The 19,267-nt window shown below is 67.5% G+C and carries 18 protein-coding genes; 9 read left to right on the top strand and 9 right to left on the bottom strand.

From position 1 onward, the window contains the following. Positions 1 to 1,233: an efflux RND transporter periplasmic adaptor subunit gene (locus DPV74_RS23975; protein WP_059697646.1), complete on the bottom strand. Its 1,233-nt coding sequence runs from the start codon at positions 1,231 to 1,233 to the stop codon at positions 1 to 3. 80 nt (positions 1,234 to 1,313) lie between these two features. On the opposite strand from DPV74_RS23975, the gene soxR reads away from it, so the two are divergent. Beyond that, on the top strand, positions 1,314 to 1,793 hold the full coding sequence (gene soxR / locus DPV74_RS23970) for a redox-sensitive transcriptional activator SoxR (protein WP_027789424.1): 480 nt from the start codon (positions 1,314 to 1,316) through the stop codon (positions 1,791 to 1,793). A gap of 54 nt (positions 1,794 to 1,847) precedes the next feature. Here soxR and DPV74_RS23965 read toward each other — a convergent pair whose 3' ends face one another. Further along, the gene (locus DPV74_RS23965; RefSeq protein ID WP_119338071.1) at positions 1,848 to 2,609 is read right to left on the bottom strand and encodes an SDR family NAD(P)-dependent oxidoreductase; all 762 of its coding nucleotides are present in this window, start codon (positions 2,607 to 2,609) and stop codon (positions 1,848 to 1,850) included. Between the two features lie 108 nt (positions 2,610 to 2,717). Between DPV74_RS23965 and DPV74_RS23960 the strand changes: the two genes are divergently transcribed. Further along, entirely contained in the window at positions 2,718 to 3,629 is a 912-nt protein-coding gene (locus tag DPV74_RS23960; protein WP_119338070.1) for a LysR family transcriptional regulator, read from the top strand. Positions 3,630 to 3,651: 22 nt separating this feature from the next. On the opposite strand, the gene DPV74_RS23955 is transcribed toward DPV74_RS23960, so the two are convergent. Beyond that, positions 3,652 to 4,305: a TetR/AcrR family transcriptional regulator gene (locus DPV74_RS23955; RefSeq protein WP_027789427.1), complete on the bottom strand. Its 654-nt coding sequence runs from the start codon at positions 4,303 to 4,305 to the stop codon at positions 3,652 to 3,654. A gap of 148 nt (positions 4,306 to 4,453) precedes the next feature. Between DPV74_RS23955 and DPV74_RS23950 the strand changes: the two genes are divergently transcribed. After that, a complete protein-coding gene (locus DPV74_RS23950) occupies positions 4,454 to 5,746 on the top strand; it encodes an NAD(P)/FAD-dependent oxidoreductase (RefSeq protein WP_027789428.1) in 1,293 nt (430 codons plus the stop codon). 44 nt (positions 5,747 to 5,790) lie between these two features. After that, entirely contained in the window at positions 5,791 to 6,189 is a 399-nt protein-coding gene (locus DPV74_RS23945) for a DUF3331 domain-containing protein (protein ID WP_119338069.1), read from the top strand. A 17-nt stretch (positions 6,190 to 6,206) separates the two neighbouring features. Here DPV74_RS23945 and DPV74_RS23940 read toward each other — a convergent pair whose 3' ends face one another. Both DPV74_RS23940 and ggt read right to left on the bottom strand, forming a co-directional pair. Beyond that, positions 6,207 to 7,535, bottom strand: coding sequence for a dicarboxylate/amino acid:cation symporter (locus DPV74_RS23940; RefSeq protein ID WP_027789430.1), 1,329 nt, complete (start codon positions 7,533 to 7,535; stop codon positions 6,207 to 6,209). 226 nt (positions 7,536 to 7,761) lie between these two features. Beyond that, the gene (gene ggt, locus DPV74_RS23935) at positions 7,762 to 9,513 is read right to left on the bottom strand and encodes a gamma-glutamyltransferase (protein WP_059685979.1); all 1,752 of its coding nucleotides are present in this window, start codon (positions 9,511 to 9,513) and stop codon (positions 7,762 to 7,764) included. Between the two features lie 363 nt (positions 9,514 to 9,876). Between ggt and DPV74_RS23930 the strand changes: the two genes are divergently transcribed. Next, positions 9,877 to 10,755 carry a MurR/RpiR family transcriptional regulator gene (locus DPV74_RS23930; protein ID WP_060173518.1) on the top strand — a complete coding sequence of 293 codons (879 nt, stop codon included), beginning with the start codon at positions 9,877 to 9,879 and terminating at the stop codon, positions 10,753 to 10,755. A gap of 27 nt (positions 10,756 to 10,782) precedes the next feature. On the opposite strand, the gene DPV74_RS23925 is transcribed toward DPV74_RS23930, so the two are convergent. The 3 genes from DPV74_RS23925 to DPV74_RS23915 form a co-directional block, all read right to left on the bottom strand. Beyond that, complete coding sequence (locus DPV74_RS23925; protein ID WP_119338068.1) at positions 10,783 to 12,129, bottom strand: AAA-associated domain-containing protein; 1,347 nt, start codon at positions 12,127 to 12,129, stop codon at positions 10,783 to 10,785. Positions 12,130 to 12,140: 11 nt separating this feature from the next. Next, positions 12,141 to 13,895, bottom strand: a complete 1,755-nt coding sequence (locus tag DPV74_RS23920; protein ID WP_119338067.1) for an ABC transporter permease subunit — start codon at positions 13,893 to 13,895, stop codon at positions 12,141 to 12,143. Between the two features lie 79 nt (positions 13,896 to 13,974). Next, a complete protein-coding gene (locus DPV74_RS23915; RefSeq protein ID WP_240440014.1) occupies positions 13,975 to 14,409 on the bottom strand; it encodes a hypothetical protein in 435 nt (144 codons plus the stop codon). Positions 14,410 to 14,664: 255 nt separating this feature from the next. Between DPV74_RS23915 and DPV74_RS23910 the strand changes: the two genes are divergently transcribed. The 4 genes from DPV74_RS23910 (at position 14,665) to DPV74_RS23895 (ending at position 17,848) form a co-directional block, all read left to right on the top strand. Continuing rightward, positions 14,665 to 15,609, top strand: a complete 945-nt coding sequence (locus tag DPV74_RS23910) for a metallophosphoesterase (RefSeq protein WP_119338066.1) — start codon at positions 14,665 to 14,667, stop codon at positions 15,607 to 15,609. A gap of 25 nt (positions 15,610 to 15,634) precedes the next feature. Then, a complete protein-coding gene (locus DPV74_RS23905) occupies positions 15,635 to 15,967 on the top strand; it encodes a cupredoxin family copper-binding protein (protein WP_119338075.1) in 333 nt (110 codons plus the stop codon). A gap of 92 nt (positions 15,968 to 16,059) precedes the next feature. Then, a complete protein-coding gene (locus tag DPV74_RS23900; protein ID WP_119338065.1) occupies positions 16,060 to 16,521 on the top strand; it encodes a cupin domain-containing protein in 462 nt (153 codons plus the stop codon). Positions 16,522 to 16,708: 187 nt separating this feature from the next. Further along, positions 16,709 to 17,848 (top strand): patatin-like phospholipase family protein, encoded by a 1,140-nt coding sequence (locus tag DPV74_RS23895; protein ID WP_119338064.1) that lies wholly within the window; start codon positions 16,709 to 16,711, stop codon positions 17,846 to 17,848. 102 nt (positions 17,849 to 17,950) lie between these two features. Here the strand turns inward: DPV74_RS23895 and DPV74_RS23890 are convergent, their stop codons facing one another. Further along, positions 17,951 to 19,120, bottom strand: coding sequence for an alpha/beta fold hydrolase (locus DPV74_RS23890; RefSeq protein ID WP_119338063.1), 1,170 nt, complete (start codon positions 19,118 to 19,120; stop codon positions 17,951 to 17,953). Positions 19,121 to 19,267 lie beyond the last annotated feature (147 nt).

Here is a 19,267-nt window from a genome sequence, read left to right as displayed (position 1 = left end):
TCACTGCACGGCCGGCGCGCCGGCATCGGCGACGGCCTGCGTACCGTTGCCCGATCCACTGCCCGCGCCATAACCGGCACCAGCACCGGCATCGGCGCGTACGGGCAGTGCCTTCGGCTTCACCTGCGCGCCCGGATAGTAGATCCGCTGCATGCCGTCGACGACCACGCGGTCGCCCGCCTGGATCCCCTTCTCGATGATCCGCTCGCCGTCCAGCCCGCGGCCGATCGTCACGTCACGGCGCAGTGCCTTGTCGCCGGGGCCGATCACATACACGTACTTGCGGTCCTGGTCGGTGAGCACGGCCTTGTCGTCGACGAGCAGCGCATCCTGGTCGCGGCCGCTGACGAGCTGCACGCGCGCATACAGGCCGGGCGTAAACGCATGGTCCGCATTCGGCAGCCGCACGCGCGCGCGGATCGTGCCCGTCTGCGGGTCGAGACGGTTGTCGAGGAAATCGACGGTGCCCGCATGCGGGAAGCCCGTCTCGTTCGCGAGGCCCACGCGAACCGGATCGGCGCCGATCGCGCGATGCTTCGGGTCGGCACGCCGTGCGTTGTAGCGCAGGTAGCTCTGTTCGTCGCAGTCGAAATACACGTAGACGGGGTTCTGCGACACGACGGTCGTCAGCAGCGTGTCGTCCGCGCGCGCCAGGTTGCCGACGGTGGCGACCGCGCGGCCGACGCGGCCCGCGATCGGCGCACGCACTTCGGTGAAACCGAGATTGAGCTTCGCGTCGGCGACGGCCGCATCGGCCGCCTGCAGGTCCGCCCGCGCCTGCTCGGCCGTGGCGCGCGCGTTGTCGAGTTCTTCCTGCGACGTCGCATGCGCATCGATCAGCGTCTGCACGCGCTTGAGCTGCACGTTCGCGAGGCTCGCGGCCGCGCGGGCCCGCTGCAGCTGCGCGTTCGCGCGATCGAGTGCGATCCGGTACGGGCGCGGGTCGATCTCGAACAGCAGCGCACCCTGCGCGACCAGGTCACCCTCCTTGTAGGCGACGCGCTGCAGATAGCCGCTCACGCGCGGCCGCAGTTCGACTGCGTCGACCGCTTCGACGCGTCCGTTGAATTCGTCCGCGAGGCGGATCGTGCGCGGCGCGATGGTGGCAACGCCGACTTCGGGAAGGGCCGGGGCCGACGATGCGCCTTTGCCGTCGTGACAGCCCGACAACGCCAGCAGCAGTGCACAGGCCGCGCCCAAAGGCGACGTCCTGCGTAGGGATAAGGAGAGCATGATGCCTCGCGACGGGTTAAACTGCCGCGTAGCATAAAAGTTGAAGTTAACTTCAAGTCAAGCTTTCCCGGAGGGGTGTCATGGGTATCCAGGAAATCCCGCAATGGCCGCTGATGTCGATCCGCGAAGTGGCCGCGCGCAGCGGCGTGCCGGCGTCGACATTGCGGTTCTACGAGACGCGCGGGCTCATCAAGTCGCACCGCAACGGCTCGAGCCATCGCCACTATTCACGCGCGGTGCTGCGGCTGATCGCGTTCATCGTGTTCGCGCAGAAGATCGGCTATTCGCTCGACGAGATCGCCGAGCAGCTCGTCAGCCTGCCCGAGGACACCGCGCCGAGCAACAAGGATTGGCAGCGGCTGTCGCGCGGCTGGAAGCAACGCGTCGCGAGCCGGATCGAGGAACTGCAGCGGCTCTACATCAACCTCGACGAATGCATCGGCTGCGGCTGCCTGTCGCTGAAGCGCTGCAAGCTGACGAACCCGGAAGATCGCGCGGGCCGCAACGGGCCCGGCGCGCGGCGCTGGCTCGGCGATACGCCGCCCAAGGACCTCGAATGACCGGCGGCCGGGCGAGGCGCGCGATGCCGTGCCCGGCCGCAGGTACGGATGGCGTCACCCGACGCGCCAGCCGCCGTTCACCGCGATCGTCGCGCCGGTGACGAACGACGCGCGCGGTCCGGCGAGCCACGCGACCGCGTCCGCGATGTCGTCCGGATGCCCGGCGCGGCCGGCCGGTGTCTGCTCGCGAATCGTCGCCGCGATGGCCGGCGCGACGCCGCCGTCGCCGAAGAAGCGTGTGTCGGCGATATAGCCTGGCGCGACCGTATTGACCGTCGCGCCGCGCGGCCCGAGTTCGCGCGCCAACGCAACGGTGAACCCTTCGACGCCGGCCTTCGCCGCCGCGTACGCCAGGCCGCCCGGCAGCAGGCTGCCGGCGCGCGCCGCGATCGAGCCGAGGTTGACGATCCGCGCGTCGCGCCCGGCCAGGTGCGGCAGCACGGCCAGGGTCGTCACGAACAGGCTTTTCAGGTTCGCGTCGAGCACGGCATCCCACACGGTCTCGGCCTCGCCCGCCTCGGTGTCCGCGCTAACGCGGCCGGTCAGCCCCGCGTTGTTGACCAGCACGTCCACGCAAGGCCACTGCGCGACGATCGCGTCGACCGCCGCCTCGGCCTCGCGCCGCACGCTCAAATCAGCGGCCTGCCCGATCGCCGCGCCACCGAGACGCGCGACGGCCGCGTCCAGCCGCGCCGTGTCGCGCCCGACGATCGCGACGCGATACCCATCCTCCACCAGCCGCCGTGCGATCGCGAAGCCGATCCCGCTCGACCCGCCCGTGACGATCGCCGTCCGTTGCCGTTCACTGCCCGTCATGTCCTGCCCTCCCGAATGTTGACGATTGCCGACAGTGCAAGTCTGGGCGTGGCGAGGTGATAGGTAAAATACGAATTCGATGATCCACTGATACACGAAAGGTATCGCATGGTCGATCTGCGCCAGTTCAGGCAATTCATCGCGGTTGCCGAGACGCTCAGCTTCCGGCGTGCGGCCGAGCGGCTGCACATGGCGCAGCCGCCGCTCAGCGCGGCGATCCGCAAGCTCGAGGACGAGCTGGGCGTCTCGCTGCTCGAGCGCGACAACCGCGGCTCGACGCTCACGCCGGCCGGCGAGGCCTTCCTGCTCGAAGCGCGGCGCGCGCTCGAACAGGCCGAACGCGCGGTGGCCGTGGCCCGCCGCGCGGGCGCGGGCCTCGGCGGCACGCTGCGGCTGCGCTTCGTCGACAGCACCGTCAACGCGCTATTGCCGCTGATCCTGCGGGCGTTCCAGGAACGCCATCCAGGCGTCGATTTCCAGCTCGAGGAAGGCACGACCGCCGAGCAGGTGCTCGCGCTGCGCCACGACCGCACGGACGTCGGCCTCGTCGTGCTGCCCGTGGCCGACGCGGGCGACGTGCGCGTCGAGCCGCTGCTGCGCGACCGGATGGTCGCGGCGCTGCCCGACGGTCACCGGCTCGCACGCCGCCGGCACATCGCGCTCGCCGACCTGGCGGACGACCCGTGGGTCATGTTCGCCGCGCACCACGGTCCCGGCATGCATGCGCTGATCGTGACCGCGTGCGCGCAGGCCGGCTTCGCGCCGCGCGTCGTCCAGCAGCCGCGCCAGATGCAGACGACGGCCGGGCTCGTCGCGGGCGGGATCGGCGTCGCGCTGATGCCGCGCCTGTTCGTGCCGATGCAACCGAAAGGCATTACGTTCTGCGAACTGAAGGGTGCGGGCAGCCCGCTCGCGTACGAGCTGGCGATCGCGTACCGGACGCCATCGCCGCTCGTCGATGCGCTGCGCGAGACCGCGCGAAACGCGGTGCGCGAACTGGGGCTGGTTGCCGCGACGTGAGTGTGCGCGTGGCGCGCGGCGCTCAGTCGCCGACGAGGTTGAACGCGGCGTCGGTCACGGCACGCCGGAACGCGTCCGGCTGCGTGGGCAGCGACGTGAACTCCAGCATGATGTGGCTGTACGACACCGTGTTGCCGATCGCGCTCGCGATCATGAAGAACAGCACGTTCGGATCGACCGCGCGAATCGCGCCGGCCTGCACGGCGTCCGCCAGCAGCGGGAACATCACGTCGTAATACGGACGGACCAGCCGCTCCTGCAGCCGGTCGAGCCGCCCGCCCACTTCGGTCGCCGCCGTCGAGAAGAACATGCCCATGTCGGGTTCGTCGAACTCATGGTCGACGCACAGCTCGAGTGCGCGCCGCACGCGTTCGCGATGCGACAGCGGCGACGTGCGCAACGCACGCAGCGCATCGAACATCGGCTCGGCGATCTCGACGATCTGCTCGACGACGGCCAGCCACAACGTTTCCTTCGTACCGAAATGATGGGCGATCAGCGCCGCGTCGATGCCCAGCTCGCGCGCGACCTCGCGCACGCTCGTCGCGTCGTAGCCCCGCTTCGCGAACGTACGGCGCGCGGCCCGCAATATCACGTCCGGTCCGACGGACGCCCCGGCCAGCGGCCGCCCTCGCATACGCCGCTTGCCCGGCGCGCGCTCAGTGACTTCAGCCACGTTTCCCTGCTCTCCTTGAATGATTCGAATGCGCCTGTTCCGGCCCCGCTTCAGCACCGCCGAAACCGCGTGATTTGCCCCGCTCCGTTGACACGCGAAGCCGGGAAGCGCTAGGATCATACCTTATTCATCACGTGATGATTTATCCATGGCAACCCCTACACGTATCGTCATCGTCGGCGGCGGGATCGCCGGACTGCAGCTCGCCACGCGTCTGGGCGAGCGTCTCGGCCGATCCGGGCGCGCACAGGTCACCGTCGTCGACCGCAGCCCGACCCACATCTGGAAACCGATGCTGCACACGATCGCGGCCGGTACGCGCGACGTGCAACAGCAGCAGGTGATCTTCCTCGCCCATGCCCGCGATCACGGTTACACGTACCAGCCCGGCGAACTGAAGGGGCTCGATCGCGCGCGGCGCCGCGTGCAGCTCGGCGAGATCCGCTCGCAGGACGGCGAACTCGTGCTCGACGCCCGCGAACTCGAATACGACGTGCTGATCCTCGCGCTCGGCAGCCAGGCCAACGATTTCGGCACGCCGGGCGTACGCGAGCACTGCTATTTCATCGACAGCCAGCCGCAGGCCGAGACCTTCAACGAAGCGTTGCGGATGCGCGTATTTCGCAGCATCGCGCGCGACGAGCCGTTCCGCGTCGCGATCGTCGGTGCCGGCGCGACCGGCGTCGAGCTTGCCGCGGAGCTGAGCCGCCTGCTGGAAGTGGCACAAGCCTATGGCGACGAAACGGTACGCGACCGGCTGCAACTCACGCTGCTTGAAAGCGGTCCGCGCATCCTCGCCGCATTTCCGCCGAAGATTTCCGCATCGGCACAGCAACGGCTCGAACAGATCGGCTTTCACGTGCTGACGTCGACCCGCGTCACGTCGGCCGACGCGAACGGCTTTCACTACGGCGACGGTTCGTTTGCGGAAGCCGACCTCATGGTGTGGGCGGCCGGCGTGAAGGCGCCCGATTTCATGCAGGCGCTCGGCGGCCTCGACACGAATCGCGCGAACCAGATCGTCGTCGGCCCGACGCTGCAGGCAACGGGCGACGAACACGTGTTCGCGATCGGCGATTGCGCGAGCCTGTTGCCCGACGGCCAGGAACGGCCGCTGCCGCCCACCGCGCAGGTCGCGACGCAGCAGGCCGAGCATCTCGCGAAGCACCTGCCCGCGTGGCTCGACGGCAAGCCGATGCCGCCGTTCGCATTCCACGATTTCGGCGCGCTCGTGTCGATCAGCGACTACGACGCGTTCGGTACGCTCGGGCAGTTCGGGTTCTTTCGTGGCGGCTTCATCCAGGGGCGATTCGCGCAGTTCAGCCACCTGATGCTCTACCGGCGGCACCAGCAGGCGCTGCACGGCTTCTCCAAGGCGAGCCTGCTGTGGATCGCCGAACGGATCAACGGCTGCGCGCGGCCGCGCATCCGCCTGTCGTGATGCCGCGCGTTGCGGTGCCGCGTAACGTTTCGAGGAAAACTGACATGAACAACCGTATCGCCCCCTGGCTCATGACCGTCGCCGCGATCGGCAGCTTCGACATGCCGTCCGTCTCGTGGGGCACGCCGCGGCGGCGCAGCGTCACGCGCGACCGGCTGCCGTCGTGGGACGCGACGAGCAAGCCGGCCATCAGCGTACTCGAGCGGCCCACCGCCGACACCGTGATGATTTCCTGGCGCGACGCATGCACCGGGCACTACGGTTATCAGAAGTGGCGGCTGTTCACCACGCGCAAGCGCGGCGTGTGCGCGCTGTCGGGGCAGCCGATCGAGATCGGCGACAGCGTCTATGCGCCGCAATTGCTCGGCTCGACGCCGGGCAACGCCGCCGCGATGGTGCTGGCCGCGTGCCTCGACGCGGCCCGCCCCGCCGAGGCGGCCTGAAGGCCCGGGATACCGCTTCAGGCAGCGGTGACGCGATCCGCCTCGCGGGCCGCCTCGTTCATCCGTGCTTCGGCTTCCTCATCCAGCCGCGCCGCATTCGCTTCGGCTTCCGCTTCGGGCATCAGCTCGCCTTCCCATTTCGCGACCACCGCGCTGGCGATCGAGTTGCCCACTGCATTCGTGGCCGAACGGCCCATGTCGAGGAACGTATCGACGCCGAGAATCAGCAGCAGCCCGGCTTCCGGGATGTTGAACTGGTGCAGCGTCGCGGCGATCACGACGAGCGACGCGCGCGGCACGCCGGCCATGCCTTTCGAGGTCAGCATCAGGATCAGCAGCATCGTGACCTGCGTGCCGAGCGACAGGTGAATGCCGTACGCCTGCGCGATGAACAGCGACGCAAACGTGCAGTACATCATCGAGCCGTCGAGGTTGAACGAATACCCCATCGGCATCACGAAGCTCGAGATCTTGCGGCGCACGCCGAAACGGTCGAGCGCATCGAGGATCTTCGGATACGCGGCTTCCGAGCTCGCGGTCGCGAACGACAGCATGAACGCTTCCTTGATCAGCACCAGCAGCTTGAACACGCGGCGGCCGAGGAACAGCAGCCCGGCGATGACGAGCGTGCCCCACAGCAGGAACAGGCTCAGGTAGAAGTCGCCCATGAACACCGCGAACTTCAGCAGGATCGACAGGCCGTTGATCGCGACCGTCGACGCCATCGCCGCCAGCACCGCGAGCGGCGCGAGCTTCATCACATAGCCGGTAATCCTGAGCATCACGTGCGCGAGCTGGTCGATCGCCGCGACGAGGATCTTGCCGCGCTCGCCGAGCGACGCGAGCGCCACGCCGAAGAACATCGAGAACACGACGATCTGCAGGATCTCGTTGTTCGCCATCGCCTCGGCGATCGACTTCGGCACCATGTGGCCGACGAAATCCTTCAGCGTGAACTTGGACGTCGCCAGATGCGCGGACGCGCCGATATCCGGCAGCGGCAACCCGAGGTTCTCGCCGGGCCGCAGCAGGTTCGCCATCAACAGGCCGAGCAGCAGCGAGATCAGCGACGCGGTGACGAACCAGCCGAGCGCCTTCACGAACACGCGCCCCACCGACGACGCGTCGCCCATGTGCGCGATGCCGACGACGAGCGTCGAGAACACCAGCGGCCCGATCACCATCTTGATCAGCCGCAGGAACACGTCGGACACCAGCGAGATGTACCCGGCGATCTCCGCCGCGGACTGCTTGTCCGGCAGTTGCGTATAGATCATGTAGCCGATCAGGATGCCGGCCGCCATCGCGAGCAGGATCCAGCCTGCCGCGGACATTCGTTTGTTCATGATGGAATTCGATGCGCGGGAAGAAGTTGAAGGATGAAAGGCGCGCGTCCCGTGCCGTGCCAGGGCGCGTGCGTGGCGAGCCGGCCGTGCCCGGAGTGTCGGCCACGGCCGGCGGCGCCGGTCAGGCTCGCGGATGTCCGCGAACCGACGGACTGCCGCCGCAACGACGCTCGCGCAAGGGCGAACGTCGTCGGCGGCGGTTCAGCTCGATGCCGACGGGATCGGGTCAGTAGCCGATTGCCGATCCGGCCGGACGACGCGGGTCGTTGTAGCCGTAGATGAAGCCGACACGCACGTTGCCGGACACGGACGAATCGTTCCCGGAACTCTGGCGGCTCGCGGCTTCGGTGCCCGGCAGGCCGACCATGATCAGCTCGGCGGCGCCCCACGGCGTCTGCTCGACCATCTTGTAGCCCATGTTGCGCAGGATCGCGAGCGTGTCGGGCGACAGGCCGTAGGTTTCGTAATAGACCTCGTCAGGCAGCCACTGGTGATGGATGCGCGGCGCGGTGACGGCATCCTGCGGCGTCATCCCGTAGTCGATCACGTTCAGCACCGTCTGCAGCGTGATCGTGATGATGCGCGACCCGCCCGGCGAACCGACGACCATGAACACCTTGCCGTCCTTCTTCACGATGGTCGGCGCCATCGACGACAGCGGACGCTTGCCCGGCGCGATCGAGTTGCGCGTGCCCTGCACGAGACCGAACAGGTTCTGCGCGCCGACCTTCACGGTGAAGTCGTCCATCTCGTCGTTCAGGAAGAAGCCCGTGCCCGGCGCGATGACCACGGCGCCGAAGCGGCCGTTGACCGTGTAGGTCGTCGACACCGCGTTGCCGTCCTTGTCGACGATCGAATAGTGGGTCGTCTCCGGCTTCTCGTGCACGCCGACGCCCGGCTGCACGTCCACCGACGGCGTCGCCGTATCGGCATGGATGCTCTTGCGGATCTGCGCCGCATATTCCTTGCTCGTCAGCTTCGCGACCGGGTTGTCGATGAAGTTCGGATCGCCGAGCAGCGTGTTGCGATCCTCGTATGCGTGCCGCATCGCTTCGGTCATGTAGTGAACCGCCGCGGCCGAGTGGTAGCCGAGCTTGCGCAGGTCGTACCCTTCGAGGATGTTCAGCGTCTCGCACATCGTCACGCCGCCCGAGCTCGGCGGCGGCGCCGACACGAACTCGTAGCCGCGATACGTGCACGTCAGCGGCGCCATGTCCTGCGCGCGGTAGGACGCGAAATCGGCGGCCGTGATCACGCCGCCCGCGCGCCGGGCCGCGGCCTCGACGATCTTCGGGATCTCGCCGTGATAGAACGCGTCGGGCCCCTGCTCCGCGATGCGCTCGAGCGTGCGGGCGAGGTCCTTCTGCACGAGGCGGTCGCCCGGCTGCAGCGGCGTGCCGTCCGGGCGGAGGAAGATGCGCGCCGCTTCCGGGTCCTTCCTGAAGCGCGCGACCGTCGTGTCGAGGATGTCCGTATCGCCGCGCGTCAGCACGAAGCCGTCGCGCGCGAGCCGGATCGCCGGCTCCATCACCTGCCTGCGCGTCAGCTTGCCGTACTTGCGCTGCGCGAGATCGAGGCCCGCGACCGTGCCCGGCACGCCGACCGCGCGATAGCCGTACAGGCTGTCGTCGGGGATGACGTTGCCCTTCGCGTCGAGGTACATGTTCGCGGAAGCCGCGGCCGGCGCGGTCTCACGGAAATTGATGAAGCGGTCGCGGCCGTCGGCCAGGTGGAGGGTCATGAAACCGCCGCCGCCGATATTGCCGCAGCACGAATTGGTCACGGCCTGCGCATAGCCGACCGCCACTGCCGCATCCACCGCGTTGCCGCCTTCCTTCAGGATGTCGACGCCGATCTGCGACGCGAAGTGCTGCGAGGACACGACCATGCCGTTCTTCGCTTCGACCGCCGGGTCCGACGCGGCGAACGCGCACACGCTCATTGCCGACAACAGGGTGAGTACTACGAGCCGCCTCATGACGGAATCCTCCAGACAAATAAACCGTGCCATGCCGGAATGCGACGCCGCATCGTCACGCATCGAAGCGTCGATTCGCGATGTAATGAACCGTACATTCCAGCGAGGCCGCGATCATAGCACTCGGTTTTTTACACCAAAACCTAGGGTTATCACTGAACCACGAACGAATATCGACCGGATGTTTTCTTTATCAATGTATGTTTCATTACATTCATTGACGAGCCGGCCGACCGTGCGATGCGTCCCTCTAATTCCGGGGTGCGAGCGGCCCGCCGCACGTCAATCGGCTAACATGCGTGGGTTCGCCGGCAGACGCACGTCTGCCGTTTGTCGTTTGGATTGAGAGAGTCGGAGTGCCCGATGGGGACGAGCATCAGGGCGTTGCTGTTATCCCAGATGGATAGCTTCACGCCGTCGGAACAGAAGGTTGCGCAGGCGTTGCTGGATCGCTATCCCAGTCTCGGGCTGGGGCCCATCGCGCAGTTCGCGAAGCAGGCCGACGTGAGCGACCCGACCGTGTTTCGCTTCGTCGTCAGGATCGGGTTTCCCAACTATTCGTCGTTCCAGCAGGCGCTGTACGGCGAAATCGACACCGCGATGAATTCGCCGCTCGCGCGGATGGATGCGTTTCACTCGGCTTCGGGGCTGCGCGACAGTCATTCGGCGATTTTCCAGCGGTTGTCGCAATCGCTGGCCACCACGATCGAAGGACTCGATGCGGCGGCGTTCGACGCCGCCGTGGCACTGCTGGCCGATCAGGACGTTCGCGTTTTCTGCGGTGGCGGGCGTTACACCGCGCCGCTCGCTTCGCTGTTTTCGTTCACGCTCGCGTATGCGCGGCCACGCGTCCAGTATGTCGAACCGAATGTGAACCTCGCCTCGGTCGCCCTGGCGGACATGGGGCCCGGCGACGTGCTCGTCATTTTCGATTTCCGCCGCTACCAGCGCGACAGCATCCGGTTCGCGCAAGCCGCACACCAGCTCGGCACGCGCGTGCTGCTGGTCACCGACGAATGGCATTCGCCGATCGGGGAATTTGCGGAGATCGTGCTGCGGATCCAGGGGCAGCCGTTCGCGATGCTGCAAACCAACGTGCCGGCGCTCGCGCTCGCCGAAGCGCTCGTGATCGGCGTGACGAACCGGTTGCCTGAGCTGGCACGGCAGCGGATGGAGAGGATCGAATCGCTCAATACCGGCGGAATCGAGCAGCACGCCAACAGCCGCGATCTGCCCGAATGACGATCGCTCGCCATTCGGGCACCGACTTCAGCTCTCGACATCCTCGAGACTGAACACTTCCGTCTTGTCGTTATACGAAAAGACTTCGCCGTAACGCCCCCAGTCGATCACCGCGTCGAGCGTTTCCTCGGCGGCTTCATCGGACAGGAAGTCCTCCAGTTCCTGCTCGAAGCGCACGCGCGGTGCGCGATGGCCCGGGCGCTCGTTCAGCACCTTCCTGATCCGTGCAGCCAGCGGCACGTGCTTCAACAGGTGATCCGCGAACATCAGCTTGCGCTCCTGCGTGCCGAACTCCGCGAACACACGCGCCGGCGGCGTCAGGAACACGTCCCCTTCCCGCACGTCCGCGAAGCCGAGGTATTGCAGCACTTCGGCGATCGGGAACAGTTCGTCGACCTCGAGATGCAGCGTACGCGCGATTTCCGGCATGTCCGCGCGGCCGTGGTACGGCGCCATCGCGAGCGTCTCGATCAGGCCGGCCATCAGGTTGGTCGACACGCGCGGCATCCAGCTGCCGAGCTCCAGCCCCTTCTTCGTCGCCTCGTTGGTCTGGCGCGCGGTCATCTTCGCGTAGATGTCGTCGACGAGCTTGCGGAAATCCGTGTCGAGCCGGTTGCGCGGATGCTTGAACGGCACCTTGATCTCGGCGATCACGCGGCCCGGATTCGACGACAACACGAGGATCCGGTCGCACATGAACACCGCTTCCTCGATGTTGTGCGTAACGATCAGCACCGACTTGATCGGCATGCGGCCCTGCGTCCACAGGTCGAGCAGGTCGGTACGCAGCGTCTCGGCGGTCAGCACGTCGAGCGCGGAGAACGGCTCGTCCATCAGCAGGATCGTCGGGTCGACGACGAGCGCGCGCGCAAAGCCCACGCGCTGGCGCATGCCGCCCGACAGCTCGCGCGGGTACGCGTTCTCGAAACCGTCGAGACCGATCAGGTCGATCGCGGCAAGCGCACGCTCGCGTCGCTCGCGCGCGCCGACGCCGAGCGCTTCCAGCCCGGCTTCCACGTTCTGCAGCACGGTGAGCCACGGGAACAGCGCGAAGGTCTGGAACACCATCGCGACGCCTTCGGCCGGGCCGCGCAGCGGCTTGCCGAGGTAGGTCACCTCGCCGCCGGTCGGCTCGATCAGCCCTGCGATGATGCGCAGCAGCGTCGACTTGCCCGAGCCGGAACGGCCGAGCAGCCCGACGATCTCGCCTTCGCGCAGCGACAGGTTCGCATCGTCGAGCACGAGCAGTTCGCCCTGCGTCTTGTTGAAGCCGCGGTTCACGTGCTCCACGCGCAGGATTTCTTCGCCGAGGCGCGGCGGCTGCAGCGGCTGGGACGTCTTGACGGGGGCGTTGATAACGTTCGAATTTTGCATCGCGCTTACTCTCAATCGAGACGGAGCCGGGATTCCGCATAGGCGTACATCGGACGCCACAGCAGACGGTTGAACAAGGTGACGAACAGGGACATCACGGCGATGCCCAGGATGATCTTCGGAAAATCGCCGGCGGCGGTGGTCTGCGCGATGTACGAGCCCAGGCCGTGCGCGACGACCTTCGTGTCGCCCCACTGCACGAACTCGGACACGATGCTCGCGTTCCACGCGCCGCCCGACGCGGTGATCGCACCCGTCACGTAGTACGGGAAGATCCCGGGCAGGATCGCCTGCCGCCACCACTGCCAGCCGCGGATGCGAAAATTCTTCGTCGCTTCCTTGTAGTCGTTCGGGTAGGACATCGCGCCGGCGATCACGTTGAACAGGATGTACCACTGCGTGCCGAGCACGATCAGCGGCGACAGCCAGATGTCCGCGTTCAGGTGGAAGTGGACGATCACGATGACGAACACCGGGAACAGCAGGTTGGCCGGGAACGCGGCGAGGAACTGCGCGAGCGGCTGGATCTTCTCGGCCAGCTTCGGGCGCAGCCCGATCAGCACGCCGAGCGGCACCCAGACCAGCGACGCGATCGCGATCAGCACCAGCACGCGCAACAGCGTGACGAGCCCGAGCACGAGCACGTGGCCGACCTCGCCCATCGTCACGCCGGTCGCAACGAACGTGACGACGCGCCACACGACGTACACCGTCAGCAGGATCACGAACGCGCCCCACACGATGTCGCCGATGCGCGACGAGCGGCGCGCCGATGCGCCGCGCGCACGCGTACCCTGCCACGACGGCGCGCGCAGCGGAATCCGCGCGGCCTGCGACAGCAGCCAGCCGGCCGGCACGAGCAGCTGATGGATCAGGTGCGTGCGGCGCATCATGTCGAGCAGCCAGGATTGGGGCGCATCGCCCGACGCGGTGTTCTCCATCCGGAACTTGTCGGCCCAGGCGACGAGCGGGCGGAACAGGAACTGGTCATAAGCGAGGATCACGACCGACATCGCGACGATCACCCAGCCGACCGCACCGAGGTTCTTGTCCGAGATCGCCTGCGCGAGATACGCGCCGATGCCCGGCAGCGTGATGGTCTGGTTGCCGACGGTGATCGCCTCGGATGCGACGACGAAGAACCAGCCGCCCGACATCGACATCATCATGTTCCAGATCAGGCCCGGCATCGAGAACGGCACCTCGAGCTTCCAGAAGCGTTGCCACGGCGTCAGGTGAAAGCCGCGCGACACTTCGCTCAGGTCGCGCGGCACCGTGCGCAGCGACTGATAGAAGCTGAACGTCATGTTCCACGCCTGGCTCGTGAAGATCGCGAAGATCGCGGCCAGCTCGGCACCGAGCACGCGGCCCGGAAACAGTGCGAGGAAGAACGTGACGGTAAACGAGATGTAGCCGAGCACCGGCACCGACTGCAGGATGTCGAGGATCGGGATCAGCACCATGCCGGCACGGCGGCTCTTGGCCGCGAGCGTGCCGTAGACGAGCGTGAACGCGAGCGACGCGACCATCGCGGCGAGCATCCGCAGCGTGGTGCGCAGCGCGTATTCGGGCAGGTTCGAGGGGTCGAGCGAAATCTTCTGCGTCTGCAGGGTGCCGATCGGCGCCATCGTCTGATGGAAGCCGACGATCGCCATCGCGAGCAGGCAGATGATCAGCGGAAACGCGATGGCATCCCAGCGGTTGGGGAGCACGCGCCACGCCGAAGCGTTCGCGGTGCGATTCGGATCGAAGAACCTGATATCCATCGGTAGCGTCTTGTGTTGAATTGAAAATCGACGGGACCGGCCACGCGCCGCGCAGCCGGAAGGCGCCCCCCGGCGCGAATCAGAACAGCCCGTGCAGCGCCCGGTACGGCACGGCCGACAGCACGATCGACGCGGGCAGCGTCAGCACCCGCGCGAGCATCAGGTTACGCACCGCATCCCGGCGCAGGCCCGAGCCGCTCGATACGAGCACGCCGAACAGGTTCCGGAGGCTCGACCGCACGACGGCGAGGTGTGGAGCGAGCGAGTGCGTATGGATGACGGTCGCGACGGCGTTCGCGGTGTCGTGGAAACCGTTGGCGAACTCGAAGCCGAGTGCGATCAGCGGCAGGAACGGGAGGATCCAGCTTTCCTTGACGGGGCCGAGATCGGCGCCCGGATGGATGCCGACGTAGACGATGCCGCAGGCAACGATCAGAAAAAACAGCGCGAGGCTGACGGCACGCGTGCGGTTGCCGACCGCACCGCTGGTTTCCGTTGCCGCGAGATTCGGCATGAAGGGGCTCCGGAGAGGTGACTCGGAGTGGCAGGCTATCGATCGGCCGTGACGCAAATGTGACGTGTCACTTACAGGACATTGACAGGTCATCTTTCCGGGACAGCGCATCGCCGCGCAAGCCGCGAACACGGGTGATCGACCGCGCAACGCGCGGGAATAAATCCGCCGCTTCGCCGGTATGGCACGCGAAGGCGCCGGTTTATTCCAGGACGATCCGGCCGTCCGGTTTCGTCACACGATTGCGAGGCTCCCATGTCTTCATCGACCCCCACCCGCCCGTCGCGCCGCAAGGCCCTGCAATGCATGGCCTTCGGCGGCCTCGGCACGCTGTTTACGCTGTCGGGCGGCATCCTGACGCCGTTCGACCTCGCGCTCGCGCAGACCGGCGAAGCGCTCCCGGCCAACGCGGGCAAGCCGCTGTTCGTGCAGGTCAGCGACACGCACATCGGCTTCAACAAGGACGCGAATCCCGATGTATCGGCCACGCTCAAGCAGACGATCGACCTCGTCAATGGGATGCCCGCGATGCCCGCGCTGGCCATCCACACGGGCGACATCACGCACCTGTCCAAGGCCGAGGAATTCGACCACGCGTCGCAGCTGCTGTCCGCGCTGCGCGTGCCGGAACTGCATACGGTGCCCGGCGAGCACGACGTCACCGACGGTTCGGGCGCCGAATATTTCAGCCGGTTCGGCAAGGCGTCCGACAACCGCGGGTATTACAGCTTCGATCACGCGGGCGTGCACTTCATCGGCCTCGTCAACGTGATGCACTTCAAGCCGAACGGGCTCGGCAGCTTCGGCGACGACCAGCTCGCTTGGCTCGCGCAGGATCTCAAGGGCCGCTCGTCGAGCACGCCGATCGTCGTGTTCTCGCACATGCCGATGTGGACCATCTACGAGCCGTGGGGCTGGGGCACCGGCGACGCGCCGCAGACGATGGCGCTGCTGCGACGCTTCGGCTCGGTCACCGTGCTGAACGGACACATCCACCAGATCGTGTCGAAGGTCGAGGGCAACGTGACGTTCCACACCGCGCGCTCCACCGCGTTCCCGCAGCCGACGGCCGGCAACGGCCCGGGCCCCGTGCCGCTCACCGTGCCGCGCGACCGGCTGCCGTCGATGCTCGGCGTGACGACCGTCGAATTCGCGGGCCATCCGGTTGCGTCGTCGCTGCACGATGCGACGCTGGCCTGACGCACCGAACCGCAAGGAGACCGACATGACCCGCTTCAAGCACGCCAGCCTCGTCGCGGCGCTGATCCTGTGCGCCACCGCCCCGCTCGCCGCGTTCGCGCAGGGCCCGGGCGGCCCGCTCGTGACGATCCGCAATTTCATGTTTTCGCCGATGTCGACCACGATCAAGGCCGGCACGACGGTCACGTGGAAGAACCTCGACGGGGAGCCGCATACGGTCGTCAACGACGCCGACATCTTTCACTCGTCGGCGCTCGACCAGGGCGACACGTACTCGTTCCGCTTCGACAAGCCGGGCGTCTACAAGGTGTTCTGCGGGATTCACCCGTACATGAAGGAGACCATCACGGTGGAATGACGCGGCGCACCACGACACGCGCGGACGAATGGCGGGCAGCGGCGCCTACAATGCCCGCATCCCATTCGCCCGCGTGGCCGACGGAGCCGCCCATGCCCAGGATCGACCTCAACGCCGTGCCCGAACGCCGCGGCAGCGGCTATCCGCGGCCGTTCGACGCGCCGTGCGCGCAGCGCATCCGCCAGCGCGTCGGCGACGCCGGCGGGTTGCGCGATTTCGGCGTCAACCTGATGCGCGTGCCGCCGGGCGGCTGGTCGGCGCAGCGCCACTGGCATTCCGACGAAGACGAATTCGTCTACGTGCTCGAAGGCGAACTCGTGATGATCGAGGACGGCGGCGAAACCGTGCTGCGCGCGGGCGACTGCGCGGCGTTTCCGAAGAACTCGGGCAACGGTCATCACCTGGTCAACCGGTCGGACGCGGTTGCCGTCTATCTCGAAGTCGGCTCGCGTTCGCCGGACGACGTGATCACCTGCGCCGACATCGACATGATGAGCCCGAGCCGCGACGGCCGGTTCCTGCACAAGGACGGCACGCCTTACCCGGACGCGTGACGCGGGTCGCGCGCGGATGCACCGCGAAGCACGGCGCGCGCGCCGACCACCGCCCCGAAGGCGCCGGAAGCGACCGGCGAAGCAGGCGCGAATCGCCGTTGCGCGGCGCGCGATCTCCGCCGGCCATCGCCTACACTGAATCGAGCCATTCGGTTCCGACCCACCTTCACACGCAGCGAGGCGAGCCATGACCGCGAGCGAACCGACACGCATGAACCTCCCCGGACAAGTCGTGCTCGTGCTCCAGGGCGGCGGCGCACTGGGCGCGTTCCAGCTCGGCGTCTTTCAGGCGATGGACGAAGCCGGGATCCGGCCCGACTGGGTGGTCGGCACGTCGATCGGTGCGATCAACGCGGCGCTGATCGCCGGGAATCCGCCGGAGCAGCGTTACGACAAGCTGTCGGCGTTCTGGCGGCGCGTGACCGAACGAACCCGTTTCGACGTCCCGCCGCTGGTGCCCGGCTGGGACCGGATGCTGGCCGAGCTGATGATCATCGGCGGCGGCATCGCGGGATTCTTCCAGCCCAATCCGGCCTCGTGGCTCGGGCCGATGGTGCGCCTCGGCGTCGATCGCGCGTCGTATTACCGGATCGCACCGCTGCGCGACACACTCGCGTCGCTGATCGACCCCGACCTGCTGAACGCGGGCCACCCGCGCCTGACCGTCAGCGCGGTCAATGCGTGCACCGGCACGATGCGCTATTTCGATTCGCGCGATACGCGGCTCGAGATCGAGCACATCATGAGCTCGGGCGCGCTGCCGCCCGCGTTTCCGGCGATACGGATCGACGGCGAGCCTTACTGGGACGGCGGCGTGTATTCGAATACGCCGGTCGAGGTCGTGCTCGACGACAATCCGCGCCGCAGCTCGATCATCTTCTCGGTGCAGATGTGGAATCCGGCCGGCCCCGAGCCCGAGAGCATCTGGCAGGTGTCGGAGCGACAGAAGGACATCCAGTACGCGAGCCGCACCGACAGCCACATCGCGCGCCAGCAGCAGATTCACCGGCTGCGCCACGTGATCCGCGAACTGGCCCGCCACGTGCCGGAAGCCGAACGCGCGTCGCCGGCCGTGCGCCGGCTCGCCGCGTGGGGATGCGAAACCACGATGCACCTGGTCAAGCTCGCGGCGCCGCGCCTCGCCAGCGACAATCAGCTGAAGGACATCGATTTCACGCCGGCCGGCATCGCGGCCCGCCGGCAGGCCGGTTACGACGCCGCGCGGCGGGCGATCGCCGCACGTCCGTGGGAGCTGCCGACGGACCCGACGGAAGGGCTGACGGTATTCGACCCGGACGCGGCGCCGGGCGCCGGAACACCGGCCTGACGCGCGGCGCCGCCATCGCGCGCCGGCAGCATGGAGAAATCACGCGCGCTCGGCCTCCGTTCGATCGTCGACGCGGCGGTTATCGCACGACGGCACGACGGCTTACGGCAATTCCGCGCGCACGGCCGGCGCGGTACCGGCGACGACCGGACACGATTGCGGCAACGCCTGCCCGAACAGCACGGCGAGCCCGCAGGCGGACGTGAACATGCCGAGATTGTCGTGCCCGACGCCCGGCACTTCGACGACCTGCTGCGCGAGATCGTCCGGATGCCGCTTTTTCAGGTAGTCGAAATACGCGAGCCCGCGCGCGAGCCGGTACGGGCCTTGCGCCATCGCCGCGCACGAACGGTCGATGAAGTGCGTGTAAGGGTTCGTGTCGGCCTGCCCGAGCAGGTACACGACATGACGCGCCACGTAGCGCGTTTCGAGTGCGCGCACGTCCTGCGACGCGACATAGGGCGGCGCCGACTCCAGCCCGTATTTCCACTCGTTCGCGCGCGGGCAGGTGCCGCCTGCGATCGCCTGGCCGTCCGGCCGTTCGTCGTCGAAATACAGATAGCTCGACGGGTTCGCGACCACATAACGCACGGCGATGCCGGCCCGTACCAGCGCGTCGCCTTCGTGCCCGGCCACCGCATAGCGCTGCAGCAACTGCGCGCCGGCGGAATGGCCGATCACGACCACGCTCGACAACGCGGGATACAGGCTGCGGTCGGCGAAATGCGCGAGCAATGCGTCGAGCGCGGTGAACGAACTGATCGGCCCCGGCTGACGGGCCGCGTCGCCGCCCTTCCATCCTTCCTGCGTCCAGGCGAGCGTTTGCGCGGGCAACGAAAACGCGCGCGTATCGGCGCGCGTCAGGAACTGCGGTGCGACGACCATCGTGCCCTTGCCGGCCGCACCGGCCTTTTCGACGACCTTGCGCCCCGATGCGTAGTACGCGTCGGCATTGCGAAGCGTGCCGTGAATCACGACGAAGACCCGCGTGACATCGGGCGCGGGCTGGTCGAGCGGACGATCGGCGTAGACGGGCAGCACCGCATTGCCCCGCGGCGTATCGACGGCCACGCGCTGGCCGGCGACGGCCTTGACCGGCGCCTCGAGGCGTTCGCGCTGCGTGAGCGTGGCGGCTTCGGCCGGACGCGCGCCGCCCGGCATGCCGACGGCGACACAGGCTGCCGCGAGCGAAACGGCGCATGACAGCGTTCGGGCGGCCGGCAGCACGCGCGAGAACCGGAGGTTGGCGAAGGCGACGGAAATGAGTGACATGGCGACGGATCGAGTGGCGGATATGACTTTAACGGCGAGGGTCGCAAAATCCGTCGCCGGTGGCCGGGTAGTCGAACACCGGCACGCGCCGCGAATCGGGCAGCGTGCCGATCTCCGCACCGGGCGCATGGTGTTGAGGATCGTAGC

The organism is Burkholderia sp. HAN2018 (assembly GCF_024704855.1).
Taxonomy (GTDB): Bacteria; Pseudomonadota; Gammaproteobacteria; order Burkholderiales; family Burkholderiaceae; genus Burkholderia; species Burkholderia cepacia.
This window is presented reverse-complemented; position numbering and strand designations above follow the sequence as displayed.

Bases quoted from the DNA above. Each gene is read 5' to 3' on its own strand.
- DPV74_RS23925 (WP_119338068.1), bottom strand. From the start codon at position 12,129: ATGCAAAATTCGAACGTTATCAACGCCCCCGTCAAGACGTCCCAGCCG.
- DPV74_RS23945 (WP_119338069.1), top strand. From the start codon at position 5,791: ATGAACAACCGTATCGCCCCCTGGCTCATGACCGTCGCCGCGATCGGC.
- soxR (WP_027789424.1), top strand. From the start codon at position 1,314: ATGGGTATCCAGGAAATCCCGCAATGGCCGCTGATGTCGATCCGCGAA.
- DPV74_RS23965 (WP_119338071.1), bottom strand. From the start codon at position 2,609: ATGACGGGCAGTGAACGGCAACGGACGGCGATCGTCACGGGCGGGTCG.
- DPV74_RS23915 (WP_240440014.1), bottom strand. From the start codon at position 14,409: ATGCCGAATCTCGCGGCAACGGAAACCAGCGGTGCGGTCGGCAACCGC.
- DPV74_RS23905 (WP_119338075.1), top strand. From the start codon at position 15,635: ATGACCCGCTTCAAGCACGCCAGCCTCGTCGCGGCGCTGATCCTGTGC.
- DPV74_RS23910 (WP_119338066.1), top strand. From the start codon at position 14,665: ATGTCTTCATCGACCCCCACCCGCCCGTCGCGCCGCAAGGCCCTGCAA.
- DPV74_RS23895 (WP_119338064.1), top strand. From the start codon at position 16,709: ATGACCGCGAGCGAACCGACACGCATGAACCTCCCCGGACAAGTCGTG.
- DPV74_RS23930 (WP_060173518.1), top strand. From the start codon at position 9,877: ATGGGGACGAGCATCAGGGCGTTGCTGTTATCCCAGATGGATAGCTTC.
- DPV74_RS23940 (WP_027789430.1), bottom strand. From the start codon at position 7,535: ATGAACAAACGAATGTCCGCGGCAGGCTGGATCCTGCTCGCGATGGCG.
- ggt (WP_059685979.1), bottom strand. From the start codon at position 9,513: ATGAGGCGGCTCGTAGTACTCACCCTGTTGTCGGCAATGAGCGTGTGC.
- DPV74_RS23900 (WP_119338065.1), top strand. From the start codon at position 16,060: ATGCCCAGGATCGACCTCAACGCCGTGCCCGAACGCCGCGGCAGCGGC.
- DPV74_RS23975 (WP_059697646.1), bottom strand. From the start codon at position 1,233: ATGCTCTCCTTATCCCTACGCAGGACGTCGCCTTTGGGCGCGGCCTGT.
- DPV74_RS23920 (WP_119338067.1), bottom strand. From the start codon at position 13,895: ATGGATATCAGGTTCTTCGATCCGAATCGCACCGCGAACGCTTCGGCG.
- DPV74_RS23960 (WP_119338070.1), top strand. From the start codon at position 2,718: ATGGTCGATCTGCGCCAGTTCAGGCAATTCATCGCGGTTGCCGAGACG.
- DPV74_RS23890 (WP_119338063.1), bottom strand. From the start codon at position 19,120: ATGTCACTCATTTCCGTCGCCTTCGCCAACCTCCGGTTCTCGCGCGTG.
- DPV74_RS23950 (WP_027789428.1), top strand. From the start codon at position 4,454: ATGGCAACCCCTACACGTATCGTCATCGTCGGCGGCGGGATCGCCGGA.